Raw genomic sequence first — 20942 nt, forward strand, 5'->3', positions numbered from 1 at the left:
GGAAGGCCTGTTCGTGTGTATGAGTGTCTTTCATGAGTACGGAGAAAATGTCAACGGCATTAAGTACGTATGTATTACTCAGACTTTCTGATGATTCACTCAGATAATGACTTTGATCCATGAAAATCCCTCAGATTCTTACGTTGATCCGTAATCTGCCTAAAATGGTGGACTGAGGGAAAAAAGAAATCCCCAATAGTAATTGACTATCAGGGATTTACTTTATTTTTCATCTTGTTTCAGTGATCCGCCTGGGGCTCGAACCCAGGACCCCAACATTAAAAGTGTTGTGCTCTACCTGCTGAGCTAGCGAATCAATCCTTGTTACTTTCTTTCGAAATGCGGGTGCAAAGGTAGAACATTTTTTTATAACTCCAAAGGATTTCAAACATTTTTCTTATCTTTGTGCCATTATCAACAATATACATTATTAATATATGGCTGCTGACGATAAAAAAATTATCTTCTCAATGGTAGGGGTGAGCAAAGCATTCACTCCAAATAAAAATGTGTTGAAAGACATTTACCTGTCATTCTTTTATGGAGCGAAAATCGGTATTATTGGTCTGAATGGTTCCGGTAAGTCAACGTTAATGAAGATTATCGCAGGTTTAGAGAAATCCTATCAGGGAGAAGTGGTCTTCTCTCCGGGGTATTCCGTAGGTTATTTGGCGCAGGAACCCTATCTTGACAACACGAAGACAGTAAAAGAAGTAGTAATGGAAGGTGTGCAACCCATTGTTGACGCACTGACAGAATACGAAGAAATCAATCAAAAATTCGGTTTGCCGGAGTATTACGAAGACCAGAATAAAATGGATGCTCTTTTTACTCGTCAAGGCGAATTGCAAGATATTATTGATGCAACAGATGCATGGAATCTGGATAGTAAACTGGAACGTGCAATGGACGCACTTCGTTGTCCGCCTGAAAATCAGTCTGTGGCAAATCTTTCCGGAGGTGAACGTCGACGGGTAGCTCTTTGTCGTTTGCTGTTGCAGAAACCGGATGTGTTGTTGCTGGACGAGCCTACCAACCATTTGGATGCAGAATCTATCGATTGGTTGGAACAACATCTTCAACAATATGAAGGGACTGTTATTGCCGTAACCCACGACCGTTACTTCCTTGACCACGTTGCCGGCTGGATTCTCGAACTAGATCGTGGTGAAGGTATTCCATGGAAAGGAAACTACTCTTCCTGGCTGGAACAGAAGACGAAACGCATGGAAATGGAGGAAAAAACTGCGAGCAAACGTCGTAAGACGTTGGAGCGCGAGTTGGAATGGGTTCGTATGGCTCCGAAAGCTCGTCAGGCAAAAGGGAAAGCCCGCCTTAATTCATACGACAAGTTGTTGAATGAAGACGTGAAAGAGAAGGAGGAAAAACTGGAAATCTTTATTCCGAATGGTCCTCGTTTAGGTAATAGAGTTATCGAAGCTAAACATGTGGCTAAAGCATACGGTGATAAACTGCTGTTTGACGATTTGAATTTTGTGCTTCCCCCGAATGGCATTGTCGGCGTAATCGGTCCGAATGGTACAGGAAAAACTACACTTTTCCGTTTGATTATGGGACTGGAAACCGTAGATAAGGGTGAATTTGAAGTAGGAGAGACTGTAAAAGTAGCCTATGTCGACCAGCAGCATAAAGACATTGACCCGAACAAGAGTGTTTATCAGGTAATTTCCGGTGGTAATGATTTGCTTCGTATGGGCGGACGTGATATTAATGCACGTGCTTATCTTTCTCGTTTCAATTTCTCCGGAGCCGATCAGGAAAAACTTTGTGGTGTGCTCTCCGGTGGTGAGAGAAATCGTTTGCACCTAGCAATGGCTTTGAAAGAAGAAGGGAACGTGTTGTTGCTCGATGAGCCTACCAATGATATCGACGTAAATACACTGCGTGCTTTGGAAGAAGGTCTGGAAGACTTTGCAGGTTGTGCAGTTGTCATTTCACACGACCGTTGGTTCCTCGATCGTATTTGTACACACATTCTGGCTTTTGAAGGAGACTCCAATGTGTTTTACTTTGAAGGTTCCTATTCGGAGTACGAAGAAAATAAATTGAAGCGTTTAGGGAATGAAGAACCGAAGCGTGTTCGTTATAGAAAGTTAATGACCGACTAGTGTAAAATAATAGATTGAAGCATTTCTAATGCTTTCTGTTTCAAAATAAAAGGCTCTGCAAGTTATGTAGAGCCTTTCTTGTTTTATAACGCAATAAAACGTTTATCTCTCTTAAAATTTTGTAGTATAATTGTAACGTAAGTCTAAATAATATTAATTATATTTGTGCACAGTTTTTAAAAGCAAACAATTAGTATAAACTAATCAATTACATTATGTTAAAAAGAACGCGGTCTTTTTTGGTGCTAGTAATGTTGCTAATGACAGTCACAATGAGTGCACAGGTTACCACAGCCACTATGAGTGGTAAAGTGACAGCACAAGATGAACCGATTATCGGAGCAACTATTGTTGCCATTCACGAGCCTTCAGGAACTCGGTATGGAACTGTGACTAATGTTAGTGGTCAATTCAATTTGCAAGGTATGCGTACTGGTGGACCATACAAGGTAGAAATTTCTTATGTCGGTTATCAGACAGCTATTTACAAAGGAATCAATCTTTTATTAGGAGAGAATTATGTTTTAAATGTTTCTTTAAAAGAGAGTTCTGAACTGTTGGACGAAGTGGTGGTGACTGCTTCTAAAGAAAGTAACATGAAGTCTGATAGGGCAGGTGCTATTATGAATGCTAATCGTGATATGATTAGTAACACCCCAACTATTTCCCGTAGTATTAGCGATATTATGCGTCTTTCTCCACAAGGTGCTGATGTTGGTAATGGTTTTGCAGTCGGTGGTGGCAATTATCGCCAATCATTTGTGACAGTTGACGGTGCTGCTTTCAACAATACATTCGGGTTGGGAGGTAATCTTCCGGCTAACGGCTCTCCAATTTCTTTGGATGCTTTGGAACAGGTTACAGTAGCTGTAACCCCGTTTGATGTTCGTCAGAGCGGTTTTACAGGAGGTGCAATTAATGCAGTAACTCGTTCGGGAGATAACCAATTTCGTGGAACTGCTTATATGTATTTTAATAATGAGAATCTAAAAGGAAGTAAAGTTGATGATTATGAACTTTTACGTTCCAAAGCTCAATATTATACTTATGGTGCAAGCTTCGGTGGTCCGATTATAAAAGATAAATTATTCTTCTTTGTAAATGGAGAATATGAAGATAATGTAACAGCGGGATCAAACTATCGTCCTCGTACTGCACTTGGAGAAAGCTATAGTGGTGGTAATATACATCGCCCTCTCCAAAGTGACATGGATGATATGCGTGGTTTCTTACTAAACAAATATAATTTTGATCCGGGAAAGTATAATGACTATTCAACGGATACCCCTGCTTATCGTGTTATGGCACGTGTTGACTGGAATGCTAATCAAAACAATAAAGTTAGTTTCCGTTTTACCAAGACACATACCAAAGATTCTAACTTCCCTACCAGTTCAGTCAGTCCATTATCTACATCAGCTCTTTATCCGGGAGGAACATCCACTGAAGTCATAGATGGTAAACCTGTTGGTACCATTGCTCCTGGACAGGGACGTACTTCTAAATATGCGCTTAGCTTTTCGAATTCCAACTATTATCAAGTGCGTGATTTTACTTCTGTTGCAGGTGAATGGAACTCTCGTATGGCTCAAGGAGCAATGAATAATATGCTACGTTTTGCATATTCTTATCAAGATGAGCCTCGTTCGTTTGATGGTCCTCTTTTCCCAACAGTTGATATTTTGCAGGATGGTGCTGTATATGCCAATTTTGGTGCAGACCTTTTTACTGCGGGTAATCTGCGTCAGACAAAAGTATTCACCATTACAGATGAGTTTAACTGGAACGTAGGTATTAATAAGTTCATGGCCGGTTTCCAATATGAGCATACAAAGGCTATTAATGGTTATATGCTGGGAGGTGCTGGTTACTATGTTTATTCAAGTTGGAGTGATTTTGTAAATGATGAGACTCCGAAGGCCTTTGCTATAACCCATTCAAATTCACCTGATATGTCTCAATTCCTTGCAGAATTGAAATTCCAACAATATTCTTTATATTTGCAAGATGAGGTTTCTGTTTCAGAAAACTTTAAAGTAACAGGTGGACTTCGTTTTGAACTACCGACTTACCCTTCTTTAAAGAATAATTATAATGAAGAATTTGCCAAATTAGATTTTGGAGGTCAGCATTATTCAACAGACCAACTTCCGGGTGCGAAAGTATCAGTATCTCCACGTGTTGGTTTTAATTGGGATATAACAGGAGATCGTAAGTATGTACTTCGTGGTGGTACAGGTTTGTTTGTTGGACGTATGCCTTTCGTTTGGTTGATTTCTGCTGTCGGAAATTCAGGCGTGGGACAAACTACCTATTATTATACGGATGCTGCTACTGCCCAATATAAACCTCATTTCCATGCAAATCGTGATGAGATTTTGAAGGACTTGTATGGTGGTCAGACGCATTCAAAAGTAGAGCTTCCTAAAGATCCGACAATTATTGATAAAGATTTGAAGATGCCTTCTACTTGGAAGACCTCATTAGCTCTTGATATGAGATTGCCGGGAGATGTTAACTTTACTTTGGAAGGAATTTATAGCCGTGATTATAATCCGGTTGTGATAACTAACCGCGGTTATGAATTGCAAGAGGCAAAATTGACTCTTTCTCCCAATGATGTTCGTGATACTTATAAGATATATAACAGCGGTCGGAATGTTTATCTTTTAGAGAACTGGAAAAAGGGTGCTTATTACTATTCTATTTCAGCGCAATTGCGTAAGAGCTTTGATTTTGGTTTAGATTTATCATTTGCTTATACACATTCAAAATCTCGTTCATATAGTGATGGTATTGGTGACCAGGTAACTTCTGCCTATAAGACTAATACTTATTCGGTAAATGGTATCAATGAACATGAATTGGGTTATGGTACCTATGTAGCTCCTGATCGTATCTTGGCTACAATCGGTTATAAAAAGGAATATGGAAAGCATTTTGCTACTAGCGTTTCTTTGTTGTATGAAGGAATGCAGATGGGATATTCCGGGTCATGGGGATATAGCCGCTACTCGTATACTTTCTCTAGTAATGTTGTTGGTGATGCAGGCGCTAATAGTTTATTGTATATTCCTGCAACACGTGAAGAATTGGATAGCTGGAAGTTTAGTGATGCTGCTTCTTATCCGGCTAAGGAGCAAAGAGATGATTTCTGGAATTATATTAACCAAGATAAATACCTGAAGAATCGCAAAGGTAAGTATGCCGAGAGAGGTGGAGCTGTTATGCCATGGCATCATCAAGTTGATTTTAAATTGAATCAAGATTTCTATTTGAATGTTGGTGGAAAGCGTAACTTGCTGCAAGTAGGAGTTGATATTAAAAACCTTCCTAACTTATTGAACAACAGTTGGGGACTTTATAAGCAGGTAATCAATTCGAGCTTGTTGCAATATAAAAACGGAGAATTTACTATGAATAAGAATGCAGGTGAGACATTGACAAGCACTTATCGTGATTTCCAAAGTTTTAAATCTACTTATTCAGTACAGTTTAGTGTACGTTATATTTTCAATTAAGACAATATAGTATAACTGAAAATTAAAGGAGGTGTGTCAAAATGCGCACCTTCTTTTTTTTAAGCACAAAGCCCCAACTTTCACAAGCTGGGGCTTTGTTATTACCTAAAGATTTTGTATCTTTCCACCGGATTATGATCACTATATTCCCAGTCCGGTGAGAAATAATCCAAACCTTTCAGTTCGGGCGAGTGAAGAATATAGTCAATTCTCAACAGGTGCTTAAAATATTTGAAAGTATACATATATCCGTGTCCGCCGGTCTGAAAGCCGTCTTGCAATTTATCACCTTTCACGGTGTGGTAAACGTAAGAAGAAGGGAGTGAGTTGAAGTCACCGCAGACAAGAGTAGGATAGGGGGAGGCAGACACCAGTTGATTGATAAGATTAGCTTGTACTGCACGTTTCCGGAAGTTCTCATGCAGGCCGTCGGCGAGCGTAAGGGCGGCACGTTTGGCTCTTTGAGAGTTGTCTTGGCGAAGTTCTTTTTCCAGTTTGCGCTTATTGCGGCTCACTTCCGTAGTTTGCAGGTGATTATTAAACAGACGGATCATACGACCGTTGACTTCAATATCACACCAGAGACTACAATTACCGGAGTTGGGATAAATAATCAGATGCTCCTTTTTGATAGAATAACGGCTGAAAACAGCAAGTTGTAAAAGATGTTGTCCTTCGGGAGAAGAAGGAATATAATGATAAGGCCAGTCAGACAACGCAGTACATAGACTGTCGACGCCAAACTCATCATCAATACCGAACTCTTGAAAACAGAGAATGTCCGCTTTCAGATTTCTCATCTGTGCAGCGATCTCCTTACATGAATACCCGGTGTGTTCGCGGTTGAATCCGTCAACGTTGTAAGTGGCTACGGTCAACACTCCGGGAGTATATGCGTTAACTTTGACTGTCGGTTTGGAAGCCGGATCGAGAAGCGGGAATTGGAGAACACAGTTGATGTAACCCCAATTACTGAATATGGCAATTAGCGGAATGAAAACCCAGCATCGCCAACGAATCGTCCAATAAACAGCAGACGCCAGATTGACCAACAAAAGTATCGGTAGTCCCAAACCGATAAAAGGCATAAACTTGAAACTGTCCGGTGAAGCAGTACCGTTAAATGCTCCTGCTATTGTGACACCCGCCAGGATACACGATAAAAGAATAGAGATGTAGTAAAATAGTCTATAAAAGGCTTTCATCTTTCCTTGGTTATGTTTATATCACTCTTGTATTTTATTATTTAATTCTGGAGACAGCCATTTATTGAGCATTTTTTTCAATTCCGACTGCACGATCGGCTTGGATATGAAATCACTACATCCCGCTTCTTTGGCAGCTTTCTGGTCTTGCGGATAAGCGTATGCACTTTGAACAACAATAGGAACGGTGGCAGACAGTTCGCGAATGATTTTCGTAGCTTCCAGTCCGTCCAGATTCGGCATTTTGATATCCATTAAGATGAGGTCAGGTTTCACTTCATCATACATTATGACGGCTTCCATACCGTCGTGTGCATGAACCAACCGATAATTCTTGCCAAGGATAGCATTCAGCAAATCATAGTTACTGTCCGTGTCTTCGGCAATCAAGATGCAGGCTTGTTTCTCAGGAATTTGTTCCTGTGGTGTTTCATTGGAGGGTTGTTCAGTCAGGTCAGAAGGTTGAGAAGACTGCGAAAGTTGTGAGGACTGCGAAGACAGTGAAGATTGCATACCTTCTGTTGTGTCCGCAACCTTCTTTATAATATTATAAGGCAACGTAAAATTAAACGTCGTTCCTACTCCAAATTCAGAGTTGACGGTAATCTTTCCACCCAGTCGTTCAACGATCGACTTACAGATAGACAATCCCAATCCCGTGCCCTGCGCATGATTATTCAGCTTGGCAAAACGTTCGAACACACGTCCCACCTTTTCCGGTTCGATGCCTGTGCCCGTGTCGGTCACATGAAAAACGATTTGGTCGCCGACCCGTTTGTATCCATAACTAATGCTCCCTTCTTTCGTGAATTTGGCGGCATTGCCAATCAAATTAGAAATCACCTGGAACACCCGATTCTTGTCCGTTTCAATCATCAGACTTTCGTCCGAAGGCTCGTGAACGAGGCTCACGCCTACCGGCATACGGAAAATATGAGCGTCGTGTACTTCCCTGCATAAGTTGTGCAGGCTTGTAGGTCCTATGGTAAATTCGATAATTCCCGATTCAATTTTCGAAAGATCAAGAATCTCGTTGATAAGATCCAGCAGGCGACCATTATTAGACTCAACGATACCATAATACGTCTTCCTTTCCTCCTCATCATTACTTTCGGCGATAAGTTGCGAGAAGCCGACAATGGCGTTCAAAGGAGTACGAATCTCGTGACTCATGTTGGCGAGGAAAGCCGATTTTAGCTTGTCGGACATTTCCGCTTTCTCTTTTGACGATTGAAGTTCACGTTTGATCATCTCCAGTTCCGTGATATCCCATTCGATGCTGACGATGATAGGAGAGGACAATTCATCCCCGTCCACCCGGATTTTCCGTTTGTCGAGGATAATCCGGTTACCGTTTTTATCCCTCCCCTCGGTCGTCCAATGCAATCCCTTTCCGGTGGTTGCCACTTGTATATCCTCCTGTCTCTTTTTATCGGCCACTATGGGCGGATAATAGTCAAAGTCATTCTTTCCGATCGACTCACCGACGCAGAGATCACGGTTGTACGACTCACGGTTACGGTAGAGATACCGGAAATCATTATTGATCTCCTTCACCACAATTCCCGCAGGCAGATTATTGATAGTAGTATCCATAATCAAGTTGAGTCGCTTGATTTGCGCCTCATACCGGATTCGTTCGGAAATATCATGTGCAAACGACCAGTAACTTTCTTCTCCGGAATCATTGGTCACATTATACATTGTGCCTTCGTATGCCAGAATATCCCTGTTGATTTTCGAAGGATGATGAGCGATAAAATTGCTGCTTCCGCCGTGCATGATGTCCTTACAACGTTCGTTCCACGCTTTCTGCGTAGGCATATCTGCGGCAATATCATAAATTTTCAGTTTACAGATATCCACATTCTCGCAAATCCCGTGATTGTGGAGAAAACGCCGGTTGGCAAAGATGATCGTACCGTCCTCTCTGGCGGCAAAGATACTCTCCTTGGCGTTGTTGATAGCGTGCGTCAGCGTATTGATATCGTTTCTGCGGCGCTGGATATCGGTGATATTCTGGATATATCCCTCGATCGTAAGGCTGCCGTCCGGGAGTTCCTCACGCAGATAAGCCTGGATACGCATATAATATATCTCTCCGTTCACCTGTACGCGGTAGCTGATACTGTCCGTATTGAACCTCTCCAGATTTCTAAGTTTCCAGTTGATAAACGTCTGCCGGTCTTCTTCAACGATATACTCCCTGTATTTCTCGAAAGAAATGCTTCGTACCGTTTCTTCGCACAACACGCCGGTATGTCCCAGATAATGAAAAACGTTTTCATTCGTATTGTACACCCACTGACCGATTTGCGCCACTTTCTGTATCTCTCGCAGCGTTCGGTTCGCTTGTTCCAGTTGGCGTTTCACGTTGCTTCTTTGGGTGATGTCGCGATACTGGCAGAGCACCATGTCATCATAAGGATGCATGATACATTTAAAATAATAAACATCTTCCTTTAGTACCAGTTTGAAGTTTTTACTGACGCTCTTTTTCCCTTCAAGTACCGATTGGAAGACAGGAACAACCCTTTCCCGCGTATATTCGGGCAGGAGTTCAAATATGTTTTTTCCTAGAAGTATCTCATCCTGTAAGAACCATAGGTCACAATGAGGATCAATGTCTATGCAAACACCATTCTTGTCGACCAACAACATTGTATCGGCTGTCAGTTTCAATATCCTTTGCGCGTTATTTGTATCATGTAATGTTCTGTTCATGTCCATTCGATTAGATGATTAAGACTATTGCATCTTACAAAGATAACAAAAGATTTGATTATTTGTTTTTATTTTTCTGCCCGCTTCGCTTTTTCCCAAGTCCCGCTCCCTCTTTTCTTCTTCAGATAGCGGATTCCTCTCAAGACATTTATATTCATAAAGAGGAAGTAATAGGGGATAAACAGCAATTTATTCTTTATCTGTCTGGTAGACAGATAATATCCCCAGTATCCCAGTCCGTAGAAAAACACCTGTAACACGAACAGGACGCCGTAGAACACAGGCGAGCCGCCCGTCAGCAAAATCGCAACATTCAGCGGGAGAAGTGCGAACAATAGAAAAGGCGTGACAGACCACCTCAACACCCGGTGCGACGTGTACTGAAAACTAAGTACCCCGTAGCGGAAAGGGTTCAGCAATGGGCGAAGCCTGCGGATTGACTGCAATCCTCCGGCAGCGATACGCACCTTCCGTTTTTCCTCCTCGCGCATATCGGCCGAACCGTTTTCAATGGCGTAAGCATTCGTACAATAAGCAATGATATACCCCTTCATCGTGATACGCAGTGAAAGGATGAAATCATCAAGCAACGTGTCCGGCTCCATTGTCTCAAACAATTCCCGCCGCACGGCAAACAGCTCTCCCGCAGCTCCCACCGCCGAATACAACCGTGCATCAAGCGCCTTCAACGTTGATTCATATTTCCAGTAAATACCTTCGCCACCGGCTGCCGCCCCGTCCTTCGCTTGCACGGCAATCCGTTTTTCACCTGCCACGCAGCCCACTTTCGGATTCCGGAAAGCAAGCACAATCTCCCGGATTGCCTCCCGGTTCACCATTGTGTTCGCATCCGTAAAGACCACCAACGGGGTGTCAACCAGTGTCATGCCGCGTGTCATGGCAGCCGTCTTGCCTTGCCGTAGCGGTTGGAAGTGCACCGTTGCCTTTCCTGCCCAGCGAGTTTGCAAACGCTCGTTCGTTCCGTCATCACTGCCGTCCGTCACCCAAACAATGCGCAACTTATCCGCCGGATAATCCAGGTCCAGGCTATTCTCCATTTTCTCGTCCACTACATCTTCCTCGTTGAAAGCAGTGATGAACAGTGTCACTTCCGGCAATTCATCGTTCGATGCAGGTAATGAGTATTTCACCGGTTTCACGAAAAGCTCTTTCAGTTTGACGAGAATATAGAGCACGATTCCGTAGCCCAGATACGTGTAGAACACGACGAACAGGGCAAACCAGAAAATAACTTCGAGACAAAGAGTAAGACTTCCGTTCATAACTATATTATTATTTGTTTTTCGTATCGTTTATATTCGCCTTTTGCCAACCGTTTATTTGATTCGTTTTTTCAGTTCCTCCTTCTTTTCCGGGGTTTTACTAATTCACTTTACCACTTAAAATTAGAAGAAGAGCCATAGAGACAGTATATTACTTATTTTCTTCTTTAAGCCTCATATATTCTTCCAAACTGATTGGAGTATGTCCATGAATCTTATATTTAACCTTGTTTTTTATGATATAAAAGAAAGCATTCCATATCTTTTGTATCTCTTTTATTGCACTTCTGCGTGGATACATCTGTTCTACCATTTGTCGGCTCCACGGTTGGGTGAAGAAAGCAGTATACTTCTCATCGGTCGGGTTGATAATAAATTCTATATCATCTTTCCATTCACACCGGTTCAGCATCAAGTCTCCTTCGGTGAGCCATAACAATTTATAGGTCAGTGATTGATAAGGAAGATAATTGAGAAATAATTCACCATAATTATTTTCATAGTTTCCCGGCATTCTCGACTTCTCAAAAAGAATCAGTTTGTTGTCCAGGTGGAGAATAATCCATTTATGTGATTTCTTGGGGAAAAGAAATTCTCCCAGCAGACTGGGCGTTTCCATATACCCCCTTTTGGCAACTCTGCATTGTTCGCGGATGAACTCGGCAGGATTTTCCGCGTGCTCAAGTACCAGGTTACAAATAACATAATCAAATTCTTTATCTTTAAAGGGGAGAGCTTCTCCGTTCGCATTAATAAACTGCTGATGTGGATAAATCTTCAGATTCCCGCATCTATGGTAGTTAGAGTCTACAAATAAGTCCACAAGCACGTTTGAACGAAACGTAGGGCTGTGTCCCGGCCCCACTTCCAACACCTTGTCTTTCTTGCCTATTTTCAGGTTATCTCTATCGTAAGGAGTACGCGTTATCATAATAGCATTTGTTTTATTTGTTTTTTATCAGATTATTATCTTCGTCTTTATATTCATTTTTCCTGGTAAACATACTGCCTGCTCCTTTGAACGCTTTGACTAGTCTCGTTTTGAAACTATTAAAGAGCGAACCGTCGTTATTTAGAGTGCCATATCCTGTCATGACCCTGGCTTTTCCGGAATGGATAAAGACCAATTTTCCATAAGGCTTCATTGCCAAAGCCAGTGACCCGTCCTCGCCCCGGATAATATCTGTCCGGAAACCGAATTTTCTGCCCAGCTCGGTGTTAAACCCGAATGTCATTCCCCGTACACAAAGTTCCGGACGCTGTATCGACTGAATACGCAAATGAAGATCCCTCAATGCTTCGTACCACCACAGTCCCGTGGCGGAATGGCGTTCATCGGGAATAAAACTCCACAGGCTGAACGTGCAAGCCACTCCCGGCTTCATCAGTTGCTTTACGTGCGTCTTTATATAACGGGAAGGATATATCGTATCAGTATCGATGCAGATATGATACTTTCCTTTAGCCTGATTAAGTCCGCATTGGCGGGCGTGTCCGGGGCCCTTCTTGGTTTCATTGAAATAAGTCACTCCCAGCTGTTGCATCACCGCTTCCGTGCGGTCTGTGGAGTTGTTGTTGACCGCTAAGATTTCTATCGGGAAATCACATTCATTGTCGCAAAGCGACCACAAACAACTCAACAAACGCGTTTCCTCGTTATGGCAAATGAGAACAACCGAAGCCAGCGGTTGCTTGTTTTCGGATAACTTCCGCAACTTTTTCTTCACAAAACCGACCACCTCCGGCGGTGCCGAAGCAAATGGCTGCTCGTAAACCTGCAAATATTTCGAATACCATTTCATAATCAATTCTTTAAAGTGAGGCTTTCAAACAACTGTTTCCATTGTTCGGCAATCTGCTCTATCTTGAAACGTTCCACGTCAATTCGGGCTTGTTGTCCCATTTTCCGGCGTATTTCGTCATTCTCTATCAAGTAACATATCTTTTCTGCCAGCATTTCTATATTTCCGTTTTCTACCAGCAAGCCATTCTTACCGTCGTCAATAATGTCGCGTGGCCCGCACGGGCAAGTGAAAGAAACAGGGGGAACACCGCACGACATCGCTTCGGTAATGACCATTCCGAATCCCTCATAGCGCGAGGAAAGCACAAAGATAGAACTCCGGCAATAGTTCCGGATAATGTCGGGTGTTTGCTCCTCAAGATAAAGCGTATCCAAGTGATATTTGTCTTTTAGGGCAAGAAAATCGCTCCTGTCTCCTCCGCCATATATTCTTAAATTCCAATCAGGATGCTTTTGGGCTACGATTCTCCATGTTTCTATTAATAAGTCGAATCCTTTTTGGTACGCATATCTCCCTACTGCAATAACCTCCTTAGCCGTGCAGTCCGACGTTTGCTCCGGATAGAAAGGCAGCGGGTTGTAGATGACGGTGGTATTATCCAGATAAGATGAGAAATTCTTCCGGTCCTCTTCCGTCAGGATAATAAACTTAGACAATTGTTTTACTTGCCGATCCAACTGCTTCATCCAAAGTCTGGAAAGTCTGCTTTTGATGAATCCGGTATTTTTGGCTTCTGCAAGATCTCTGAAATTCGACTTGTTGACATGGATTTCTCCTATTTTCACGCTGCCGTCGTGGATAGAGTTTATAAAGTTAATTTCCCTTCTGAGCATGGATACGGTGATGTCCGGCCGTATTTCAAACAAACACTTCGTGAGGCGTTTTTTGTATAAACGCTGTTTGCAGGCATAGATGAATAACTTCTTGTACAGAGGTTTGTTCCATAGCTCGTTGAAATTAATATCCAGATGAATCAAATGTACTTTAGGCGATAAGGCGTAAAAAGGTTCCAGCCCTTTGCCGTCTGTCAGGATGATGTATATGTCATATCCTAGTTTCTCGGCAAAATAGTTGGCTTTTATGGTAAGTACCCGTTCCATTCCCCCCGGTATATAAAGCGAAGGAAGGCAATAGACTATTTTAATTTTTTTATTCATCAACCATTGTTTGTTATTTATTGGGGAATACTATTCTAGTGATCCGAATCCGGCTTCTTTGATAACTTTCTGCATTTGCGCCTTCCATGATAGCGGATAGACGGATTCTCTGATCTCAAGCGGCGTCATGGTCAGCGCACGTTGAAATTCGACCAGTCCCATGATGTCAACCGGTGATTCGTCTGCGGGAGCTTTCCATACATACGGTGCGGAGTCGAAATCATCATCATTTTCCGAATAGGTGAACGCTAATCCACGTGCGGCATATTCGCGGTTTTTCAGCGTTTTAATATGAGCTATGCCACTCCGGTGACGCCCTAAACTGCCAATGGCAAAATCTGCTTTTTCAAATTGTGCGTCCAGTTCTTCGCTGTGGAGAGGTCCGTGCAGAATCACGTAAGGCTCCAGATGATTGTCGCGGATGACGGGCAGGATTTCTCCCTGTTCGCGTTCGCCGGTCAGAGGTCCTACGATGTGAAAATAGACTTTGTAATCCGGATTTGTCCGGTAGTATTCGGCCAGTCCGTTAACCAGTCGGTCGAACCCATGCCAGTAGTGCACTTCTGCCACGCCGATTAAGTGCAGTTCATGTGAAGTGTTGTTCCGGTTCTGCTTCAGCGGGATAGCGTCAAAGTCTATTCCGTTGGAGATGCGTATCGTTTTCCCTCCGAAGATCCTGCCGGCATTAGAGAAAGTGACGATACCGTCTAGGATCTTGGCCAACGAATGGCGGAAGCAACGGTCGACGGCCAGACTGAGTTTCATAGACCGGGTGATGTATTCCTGGTCATACGGGTAGGTCGGTATTTCCATGACAACCTTTGCGCCGATACTTTTCAGATGTTTCACCAGCCGCAGCGTGAAAGGGTTGGCGTTGTGGGCCGACCGGATGTAGACAAATTCTATTTTTTCGCGGCGTGCATATTTGATAATGGGGGCGTAGTAGATGCGTTTCCACACTTTCGCTGTGGTTCCTGTCCCGAAATCGGCAATGACTTCGTTGTCTATCATCAAACGGCGTTCGCAATGAGGGGTGATGTCATAATAACACAAGCGGGCATCCACTCCACATTCTTTGAGAGCTTTTACCTGATAATGTATTTTCTTACTAATTCCATTTGCTTTATCGAAGCCATGGAAGATAAGGAACAAGGCTTTCATTCGTTTTTAAAGTCTCTGTATATTGTTTATTCTGTCTTTTTATTTCCCTTTTCTCGTCATGTCGCGCACTTTTCCGATAATGTCAAATTCGTGCGTAGCCTGTATATATCCTCCAAAGATAATAAAACTAATAATACCTTTAGCAATAATTGTCACAAAAATATTCATTCCCTCCATTGCGTACTGCACGGGAATGAGGGCCAACACCATTAATCCGCTTACAGCAAGCGGAGAAATAAGCTGACGTACGAACGGCCGGAGGTTCCGCCGGAAAGTCACCCGGTACATCTGCCAATAACATTGCACGAAGTTGATAGTGAACGTCGTTACGATACAACCCGCTATTGCTGTAAGTGTGCCGAAGTAGAAAATTCCGAGCACTATTCCCGCCACATTGAGAGTAGACGAGAACAGGCCGCAGATGAAAAGGCTCCGTGTGTCACCTGCTGCCTGAAAGATAGAACCCGATGAGGACAATATGATCTGAATTCCTACCGAAAGCGCCAGTATCCGGAATACAGCTACGGAGGGTAACCACTGATTACCGAAAATAATGAGTGTCACTTCTTCCGCAGTGAAAAAGAGCAACACGCTGAGCGGCAGTCCGATGAAGGCGAGGAAGCGGATGATCCGTTCGTAGGACGTTGCCAGTTTCATCTTGTCATCCTGAAAATCACTGAAGATAGGGTGCATCACCGGAGTGACCACTTGTGTGATATTCTGCAAGGGAAGCATCATGAGGCGGTAGGACTTCTCGTAATATCCGAGGTCGGACATTCCCATATGTTTGCCGATCAGCAGTTTGTCTAAATTCCTGCTGAAATAACAGATGACATTGAATAGAAACTGGTAGACGGAATAAGAGAAGATCTTCCGAATGGATGATAGCCCTAACGTCATGCGTAGATGTTGGGGATAGCGGTGGAATGAGATAATATAAATCAATATGCTCGACACGATCGGGGTGATGAGTAAAGCATACAGTCCCGCTCCGCTCAATGCGGCAATGACAGCTCCGGTGCCGGCGGTGATTTGAATGACAAAGCTGCGGATAGCAATGAATTTGAACTCCTTGTTTTTGTAAAACAAGGCTCCCGGCACGATATTGACCGATGCAAAGAACAGGTTGATAGATAACAACTGGCAAAGAGTGCGTAATATAGGGCTGTCGTAATAGGCGGAAATGGGCCATGAGGCTATAAAAAAGAGCAGAGCGACCGCTATGCCTGTCCAAAACGTGAACGAGTAGATGTTGGTCAGGTCGTCTTGGGTGAGAGTCTTGTTCTGTATAATGGCGGGAGACAGTCCCATATCTGTGAAAATGGCGAAAAAAGAAATGATGACCGTAGCAATGGCCACTATTCCGAAATCATCCGGCGAAAGCAGTCGTGCCAGAATACCGGCCACAACCAGTGAGATAATGATTCCGCTGTATTTGGCTATGGCTGTATAGAATACTCCCGAAAAAAGTTGCTGTTTAATATTGTTCGTCACTTTGTTTTTTCTTTAATTAGGTACTCCAGATAACTTTCCCACTGTTTGATAATGGCGGGCAGTTTTATTGATTCGGCTATCTCTAATGATACTTTTCCCATTTGGATTAACCGTTCCGAGGGAAGTTCTGTTATTTTAGTCATGGCTTCCGCCAGTTCTTCTATGTTTCCGTTTGAAAACATGAAGTGGTTGTCTTTCTCCTTGAGGAGTTCTTTTACAAAGGGAAGGTCGGAGGCTATGACAGGAAGGCTGTGGCTCATGGCTTCTGCCAGGACGAGCCCGAATCCTTCCCACCGTGAACTCAGTATATATACGCTTGCCGAGGCGTAATGTTTTTGTATTTGTCGGGTGAAGGGAGAAATTGTTACCCTGTTTTCCAGCTTGTGGCGGGCTATTTGTTTCAGTAATGCAGGTTTCTCAGGGCCTTCACCGACAATTTCCAGTGTCCATTCCTTGTTGTCACGTGCAAAGATAGCAAACGCTTCAATAAGGATGTCAAAACCTTTTGTCAGATGTGACATTCTTCCTACCGAGAGGAAACGTTTGTATGCCGGACTTCCTTCTCCCTCCGGTGTCAACGAAAGGGGGTTGTATATGGCGATAGGAAAGAGGTTCAGCTCTCGTTCGTACAGTCCGCGGTCGTAATTGGTGAGCACGATGATTCCGTCCAGTTTCGTCATTTCATGTCGGAACTGATTTTTCTGCTCATATAGATAGAACCCCGGAGTGTTAAAGAAAGCGTTAAAAGAGGTGTGCATCCAGCCTACTACCCGGCGGGCTTTCAGCCGGTGGCGGATACTGGCCAGTTGGAGTGACAGAAAAGCGTGCACTCCAACGATTATGTCGTAGTTCTCATTGTTTAATTCACCGATGAGAACTTTCCGTTGTGTGTGTGGGAATGAGCTATATCCATACCATTGTGAGGTGATAGGGATTTGTGGTATGATTCTTTTTTTGTATAAATAGCTGTATGTTTTGCAGGGCAAATATTCCCATTTTCCGATAGGGGGGAGGCTGATGTAGCGGAAACGAATATTCCTTTGTCCCAGTTCATACATATTGAGATCTTCTTGTTCCGGTTTGTCCAGGGTCAGTATCGTCACTTCGTGTTTGGCAGAGATTGCTCCGGCTATCACTGCCAAAATACGCTGTACTCCTCCAACACTGAATATAGAGTCACAATAGAAGCATATCTTTATCATTTGGATTTTTTTATTCTTTACTGTTAATAGTGGGCTCAACTCTTTGTCTCAATCAGTTGAATTGATGCCTGTCTGCCAATTCTTCGTAGAGTTCGGCGTATTGTTTCCCAACTTTGTTTATACCCATGTTTCCTATCGCATACGCGTAGTTCGCTTCCCCTTTTCCCCGGGCAGACAGATGTCGTGCCTCTTTCAGTGCTCGGATTATGTCCTGTTTTTTATCGGAACGGAAAACCGGATTACCCGTATTTCTCAATAATTCGCCGATATTCCCGGAATCCGGCCCGATAACGACTTTATGAAAGAGGAAGGCAAGCGGGATATTGGCTGAGTTGAGTTGTCCTTTTCGTTGAATGAATATGACATTTGAAGCGGCCATGTAGTAAGGCAGGTCGCAATTGTCGATTAGTTCGTCATTGGCACCGGCGCGTAGCTTCATCACGCGGTTGAGCAAGGACATGAGCAGGTAGTATCCGGTTTTTGAGGCCCACCGCTTGAGGAAATTTCCGCCGTAATGGTTGTGCCGTGAGAAAGGGTAGAGGCGGGGGGCTAACAGTAACTTTTGTTTTTCGTTCCACGAACGGAAGGCTCCCAACACCATACGTATCTCTTCGCAGTTTCGGAATTCCCCGAAAGCAGTGACGATAAATGCTTCTTGTGGAAGTTGCAGGTATTGCCGTGCACGCTCTACGCTGATGTCCTCTTGGTAAGTATACTGATAGATGTGATGCAGGATGACGGCATTCCGGCTGTCGGGATGTTTGCCGACGAACTCCTCCAGACTGAAACGCCCCATGTGCACCACAACGTCACTTTGCGATTCGATGATGTCGTATGCCCGGCCGATAACTTCGTTGGCGTAATGGGGACGCACATTGTGGCGGGTATAGACAAAATGTGTCCCTCGCGAACGGAAGAACGCGATTCGTTCTTCCAGCCGGCGGACGATGCCGGGGTCGTCGCACATCCGGCCCACCACTTCTTCGGGCCATTGGAAATGGATGATGTCATAGGTCTTGTCCGACTCCCAGAATTCCTTTGTGGAACATCGCACGTCAACACCTGTCATTCGGATAGCATCACACAATACAGGTACGAACAGATTGCCCGCATCTCCGTTTTCTCTAAAGACGATGAGCGCTGTTATCGACGAACCGCTTGTATCTTCACTGTCATTCATGTTTTTCTCTTTTGATATTGATTCGCTTTGCTGTGCTACAAAGGTATGAAAAGATATGATAACTCTCTCTTTTTTCATGCCAAAATTGCTATGAAACGGACAATAAAAAAATGCTGAACGGTTCTGTTTCTTCTATCAGCTTGATAATTTCTTTCGTAAGAGGGATTTTTTTCTCTTTTATATATTGTCCAAAGAAGACACAGACTTGTGTGTATTTGAGGGCACTGATGATACAGGGATTCGGTTGGAACCAACGGTGGAAAGTAGATGTGTCGATATTAAGATGTACACATAAGTCCATGACGGTCAAATGGCACGTCTCAAGTAATTTCTTTATTAACAAAATTTTTTTGTTATAAATCTGATTTACTATTTTGTTCTCTTCTTGCTCCGTTAGCGTGTAGTTACGTTTTTGTTTCATTGTCTGTATAAATAATTAGAATTAATGGTGCAAAGTTCTGATAAAAAAAGATATGTTGTGTTGCGTTTATGCGACATACGGAATAAAAAAAAATATTCACCTTTGCCTCCGTTTCTGTTAGAAGCTGAAATATAGGTAAATAACTACGATAATGAAGAAAGATCAGTATTTTAATTTGGAGGTAAATTTGTTGAATGACGACAATATTGCCGGTATGATGTTGGAGTTGGGAGCGGCAAACGCTCTCGGAGTTTATGTGATGTTGCTGTTGCATTTGCGCACGAAGGACAATTACGAAGCGTCATGCAGACCGCTGCCGTTGAAGGCCTTGGCCAAACGCTATGATGTGGATGTGGATTTGATAGGGAGGATACTCCGCGAGTTCGATCTTTTTGAGGTGGATGAGGAACGCCAAATGTTTCGCGCTCCTTATCTGGACAGGGTGATGAAAACATTGGAGGAAAAATGGCGGATAAATGCCGAAAACGGCAAAAAAGGCGGTCGTCCGAGAAAGACTAAAAAACGCGCTGAAACGCCCGCCGGCAAAGGCGGAAAACCGAATGAAACCCAAGAGAAGAGAGGAGAAGAGAACAAGAGTATTGTTCCTGTTGTGAACAACAGCAGCAATACAGCGGGCGAGGTGCCGGGAGATGCTGCTGTTGCTGCTGCTACGAGTGGGAAGGTGGCTGCTGAGGGTAAGAAAGTGGCTGCTGAGAGGTACAAGGCATCTGTTGAAGGTCGAAAAGCGGTTGCTGCGAGTAAAAAGGCTGTTGGCGGGATGAAGATTGTTTCGGTGGACGAAGCCGGAGAGATTCCGTTGCAGCGAGTACTTCCGTGGGAGAAGTTGGTGGATCAGCTTGCCGCTTCCCGGTCGTACATGGAGTTGGCAGGTCAGCACTCGGGACTGGGGAAGCTGTTTCTCGAGCATCAGCAGCAGGTTATCGAACTTTTCAAACAGCATATTCTGCTCTACGGAAAAGGAGGTGAATTGCTGTTTCTTGAGGATGTCCGACGTTATTTTTCCAACTATGTCGCACCGGGGTCTACTACCTGCCGGATGTTGCGTGAAACGTTATTGTCGGTACTTCAGAAGGCGGGAAGCACAGCCGACAATCGTTTTGAAACTCTTTCAAACGGTCGGAGGATGTACCTGGGACACCTTATCCCGGACGATGCACCGCTGCGTCCGGATGCAGCCGCAGTGTGGGACGATGTGCGGAAGAAGTGGGGACATTAACCCCGGCTGTCAACGGACGTGAGGAGGGGGATCACACCTGTTTAACTCACGCTTTGCACTGGCTTTGCCCACGTTGCACATTGGCTTTGCCCACGCTTCGCGATAGCTTCGCCCACGCTTCGTGATAGCTCCGCGATAGTCCTCCGCTCACACTTTGCATCGTCCTCCGTCCCTACCTCTTTTGGATGCTTGCCTCCTAGTCGATAGTATTCCCATTCCCCTCCTTCGGGGAAGGAGGGGTGGCTGAAAGCCGGGGTGGTAGGTGGATACACAATGCTGATAATAAACGATTTATGCATTCACCTACCACCTCCCCCTACGGGTACTCCTCCTTCCCGGAGGTTGTGTAAAAAGTAAGCATCAAGTGTTCTTTGACATATTGTATTAAAAAGGAAATGCTCTTTATCTCTTTATTTTGGTATT

The 20942-nt window shown here is 43.7% G+C and carries 13 protein-coding genes and 1 tRNA gene; 3 read left to right on the top strand and 11 right to left on the bottom strand.

Annotated features, from left to right (window positions below):
* Window positions 1-243: 243 nt before the first annotated feature.
* Window positions 244-316: transfer RNA gene (locus BHV72_RS13435), tRNA-Lys, on the bottom strand.
* A gap of 121 nt (window positions 317-437) precedes the next feature.
* Between BHV72_RS13435 and ettA the strand changes: the two genes are divergently transcribed.
* Both ettA and BHV72_RS13445 read left to right on the top strand, forming a co-directional pair.
* Window positions 438-2129 carry an energy-dependent translational throttle protein EttA gene (gene ettA / locus BHV72_RS13440; protein WP_286856155.1) on the top strand — a complete coding sequence of 564 codons (1692 nt, stop codon included), beginning with the start codon at window positions 438-440 and terminating at the stop codon, window positions 2127-2129.
* Between the two features lie 215 nt (window positions 2130-2344).
* On the top strand, window positions 2345-5650 hold the full coding sequence (locus BHV72_RS13445) for a TonB-dependent receptor (RefSeq protein WP_055170393.1): 3306 nt from the start codon (window positions 2345-2347) through the stop codon (window positions 5648-5650).
* A 101-nt stretch (window positions 5651-5751) separates the two neighbouring features.
* Here BHV72_RS13445 and BHV72_RS13450 read toward each other — a convergent pair whose 3' ends face one another.
* The 10 genes from BHV72_RS13450 to BHV72_RS13495 all read right to left on the bottom strand — a co-directional run bounded on the left by BHV72_RS13450 (window position 5752) and on the right by BHV72_RS13495 (window position 18861).
* Complete coding sequence (locus tag BHV72_RS13450) at window positions 5752-6855, bottom strand: endonuclease/exonuclease/phosphatase family protein (protein ID WP_286856156.1); 1104 nt, start codon at window positions 6853-6855, stop codon at window positions 5752-5754.
* Between the two features lie 21 nt (window positions 6856-6876).
* Window positions 6877-9579 (bottom strand): hybrid sensor histidine kinase/response regulator, encoded by a 2703-nt coding sequence (locus BHV72_RS13455; protein ID WP_122295560.1) that lies wholly within the window; start codon window positions 9577-9579, stop codon window positions 6877-6879.
* 68 nt (window positions 9580-9647) lie between these two features.
* Complete coding sequence (locus tag BHV72_RS13460) at window positions 9648-10862, bottom strand: glycosyltransferase family 2 protein (protein ID WP_122295553.1); 1215 nt, start codon at window positions 10860-10862, stop codon at window positions 9648-9650.
* A gap of 151 nt (window positions 10863-11013) precedes the next feature.
* Entirely contained in the window at window positions 11014-11793 is a 780-nt protein-coding gene (locus BHV72_RS13465) for a class I SAM-dependent methyltransferase (RefSeq protein WP_286856157.1), read from the bottom strand.
* A 13-nt stretch (window positions 11794-11806) separates the two neighbouring features.
* Window positions 11807-12664, bottom strand: a complete 858-nt coding sequence (locus BHV72_RS13470; protein WP_005676371.1) for a glycosyltransferase family 2 protein — start codon at window positions 12662-12664, stop codon at window positions 11807-11809.
* A gap of 2 nt (window positions 12665-12666) precedes the next feature.
* Entirely contained in the window at window positions 12667-13824 is a 1158-nt protein-coding gene (locus BHV72_RS13475; RefSeq protein WP_005680701.1) for a glycosyltransferase family 4 protein, read from the bottom strand.
* A 30-nt stretch (window positions 13825-13854) separates the two neighbouring features.
* Entirely contained in the window at window positions 13855-14985 is a 1131-nt protein-coding gene (locus BHV72_RS13480) for a glycosyltransferase family protein (protein ID WP_005676369.1), read from the bottom strand.
* A 39-nt stretch (window positions 14986-15024) separates the two neighbouring features.
* The gene (locus BHV72_RS13485; protein ID WP_286856158.1) at window positions 15025-16479 is read right to left on the bottom strand and encodes a lipopolysaccharide biosynthesis protein; all 1455 of its coding nucleotides are present in this window, start codon (window positions 16477-16479) and stop codon (window positions 15025-15027) included.
* Window positions 16476-17681 carry a glycosyltransferase gene (locus BHV72_RS13490; RefSeq protein WP_005680704.1) on the bottom strand — a complete coding sequence of 402 codons (1206 nt, stop codon included), beginning with the start codon at window positions 17679-17681 and terminating at the stop codon, window positions 16476-16478. The genes BHV72_RS13485 and BHV72_RS13490 overlap by 4 nt, the downstream gene beginning before the upstream one ends.
* Window positions 17682-17733: 52 nt before the next feature.
* On the bottom strand, window positions 17734-18861 hold the full coding sequence (locus BHV72_RS13495) for a glycosyltransferase family protein (RefSeq protein ID WP_022042212.1): 1128 nt from the start codon (window positions 18859-18861) through the stop codon (window positions 17734-17736).
* 572 nt (window positions 18862-19433) lie between these two features.
* Between BHV72_RS13495 and BHV72_RS13500 the strand changes: the two genes are divergently transcribed.
* On the top strand, window positions 19434-20519 hold the full coding sequence (locus BHV72_RS13500; RefSeq protein ID WP_130056586.1) for a DUF4373 domain-containing protein: 1086 nt from the start codon (window positions 19434-19436) through the stop codon (window positions 20517-20519).
* The last annotated feature ends 423 nt before the right edge of the window (window positions 20520-20942 follow it).

The sequence above is a fragment of the Bacteroides sp. 43_46 genome, assembly GCF_001915455.1.
In the GTDB taxonomy this organism is placed as follows: domain Bacteria; phylum Bacteroidota; class Bacteroidia; order Bacteroidales; family Bacteroidaceae; genus Bacteroides; species Bacteroides caccae.

Excerpts from the sequence above, each read along its gene's own strand:
- BHV72_RS13475 (WP_005680701.1), bottom strand. The coding sequence starts at position 13,824 with ATGAATAAAAAAATTAAAATAGTCTATTGCCTTCCTTCGCTTTATATA.
- BHV72_RS13490 (WP_005680704.1), bottom strand. The coding sequence starts at position 17,681 with ATGATAAAGATATGCTTCTATTGTGACTCTATATTCAGTGTTGGAGGA.
- BHV72_RS13450 (WP_286856156.1), bottom strand. The coding sequence starts at position 6,855 with ATGAAAGCCTTTTATAGACTATTTTACTACATCTCTATTCTTTTATCG.
- BHV72_RS13495 (WP_022042212.1), bottom strand. The coding sequence starts at position 18,861 with ATGAATGACAGTGAAGATACAAGCGGTTCGTCGATAACAGCGCTCATC.
- BHV72_RS13480 (WP_005676369.1), bottom strand. The coding sequence starts at position 14,985 with ATGAAAGCCTTGTTCCTTATCTTCCATGGCTTCGATAAAGCAAATGGA.
- BHV72_RS13470 (WP_005676371.1), bottom strand. The coding sequence starts at position 12,664 with ATGAAATGGTATTCGAAATATTTGCAGGTTTACGAGCAGCCATTTGCT.
- ettA (WP_286856155.1), top strand. The coding sequence starts at position 438 with ATGGCTGCTGACGATAAAAAAATTATCTTCTCAATGGTAGGGGTGAGC.
- BHV72_RS13455 (WP_122295560.1), bottom strand. The coding sequence starts at position 9,579 with ATGAACAGAACATTACATGATACAAATAACGCGCAAAGGATATTGAAA.
- BHV72_RS13465 (WP_286856157.1), bottom strand. The coding sequence starts at position 11,793 with ATGATAACGCGTACTCCTTACGATAGAGATAACCTGAAAATAGGCAAG.
- BHV72_RS13460 (WP_122295553.1), bottom strand. The coding sequence starts at position 10,862 with ATGAACGGAAGTCTTACTCTTTGTCTCGAAGTTATTTTCTGGTTTGCC.
- BHV72_RS13500 (WP_130056586.1), top strand. The coding sequence starts at position 19,434 with ATGAAGAAAGATCAGTATTTTAATTTGGAGGTAAATTTGTTGAATGAC.
- BHV72_RS13445 (WP_055170393.1), top strand. The coding sequence starts at position 2,345 with ATGTTAAAAAGAACGCGGTCTTTTTTGGTGCTAGTAATGTTGCTAATG.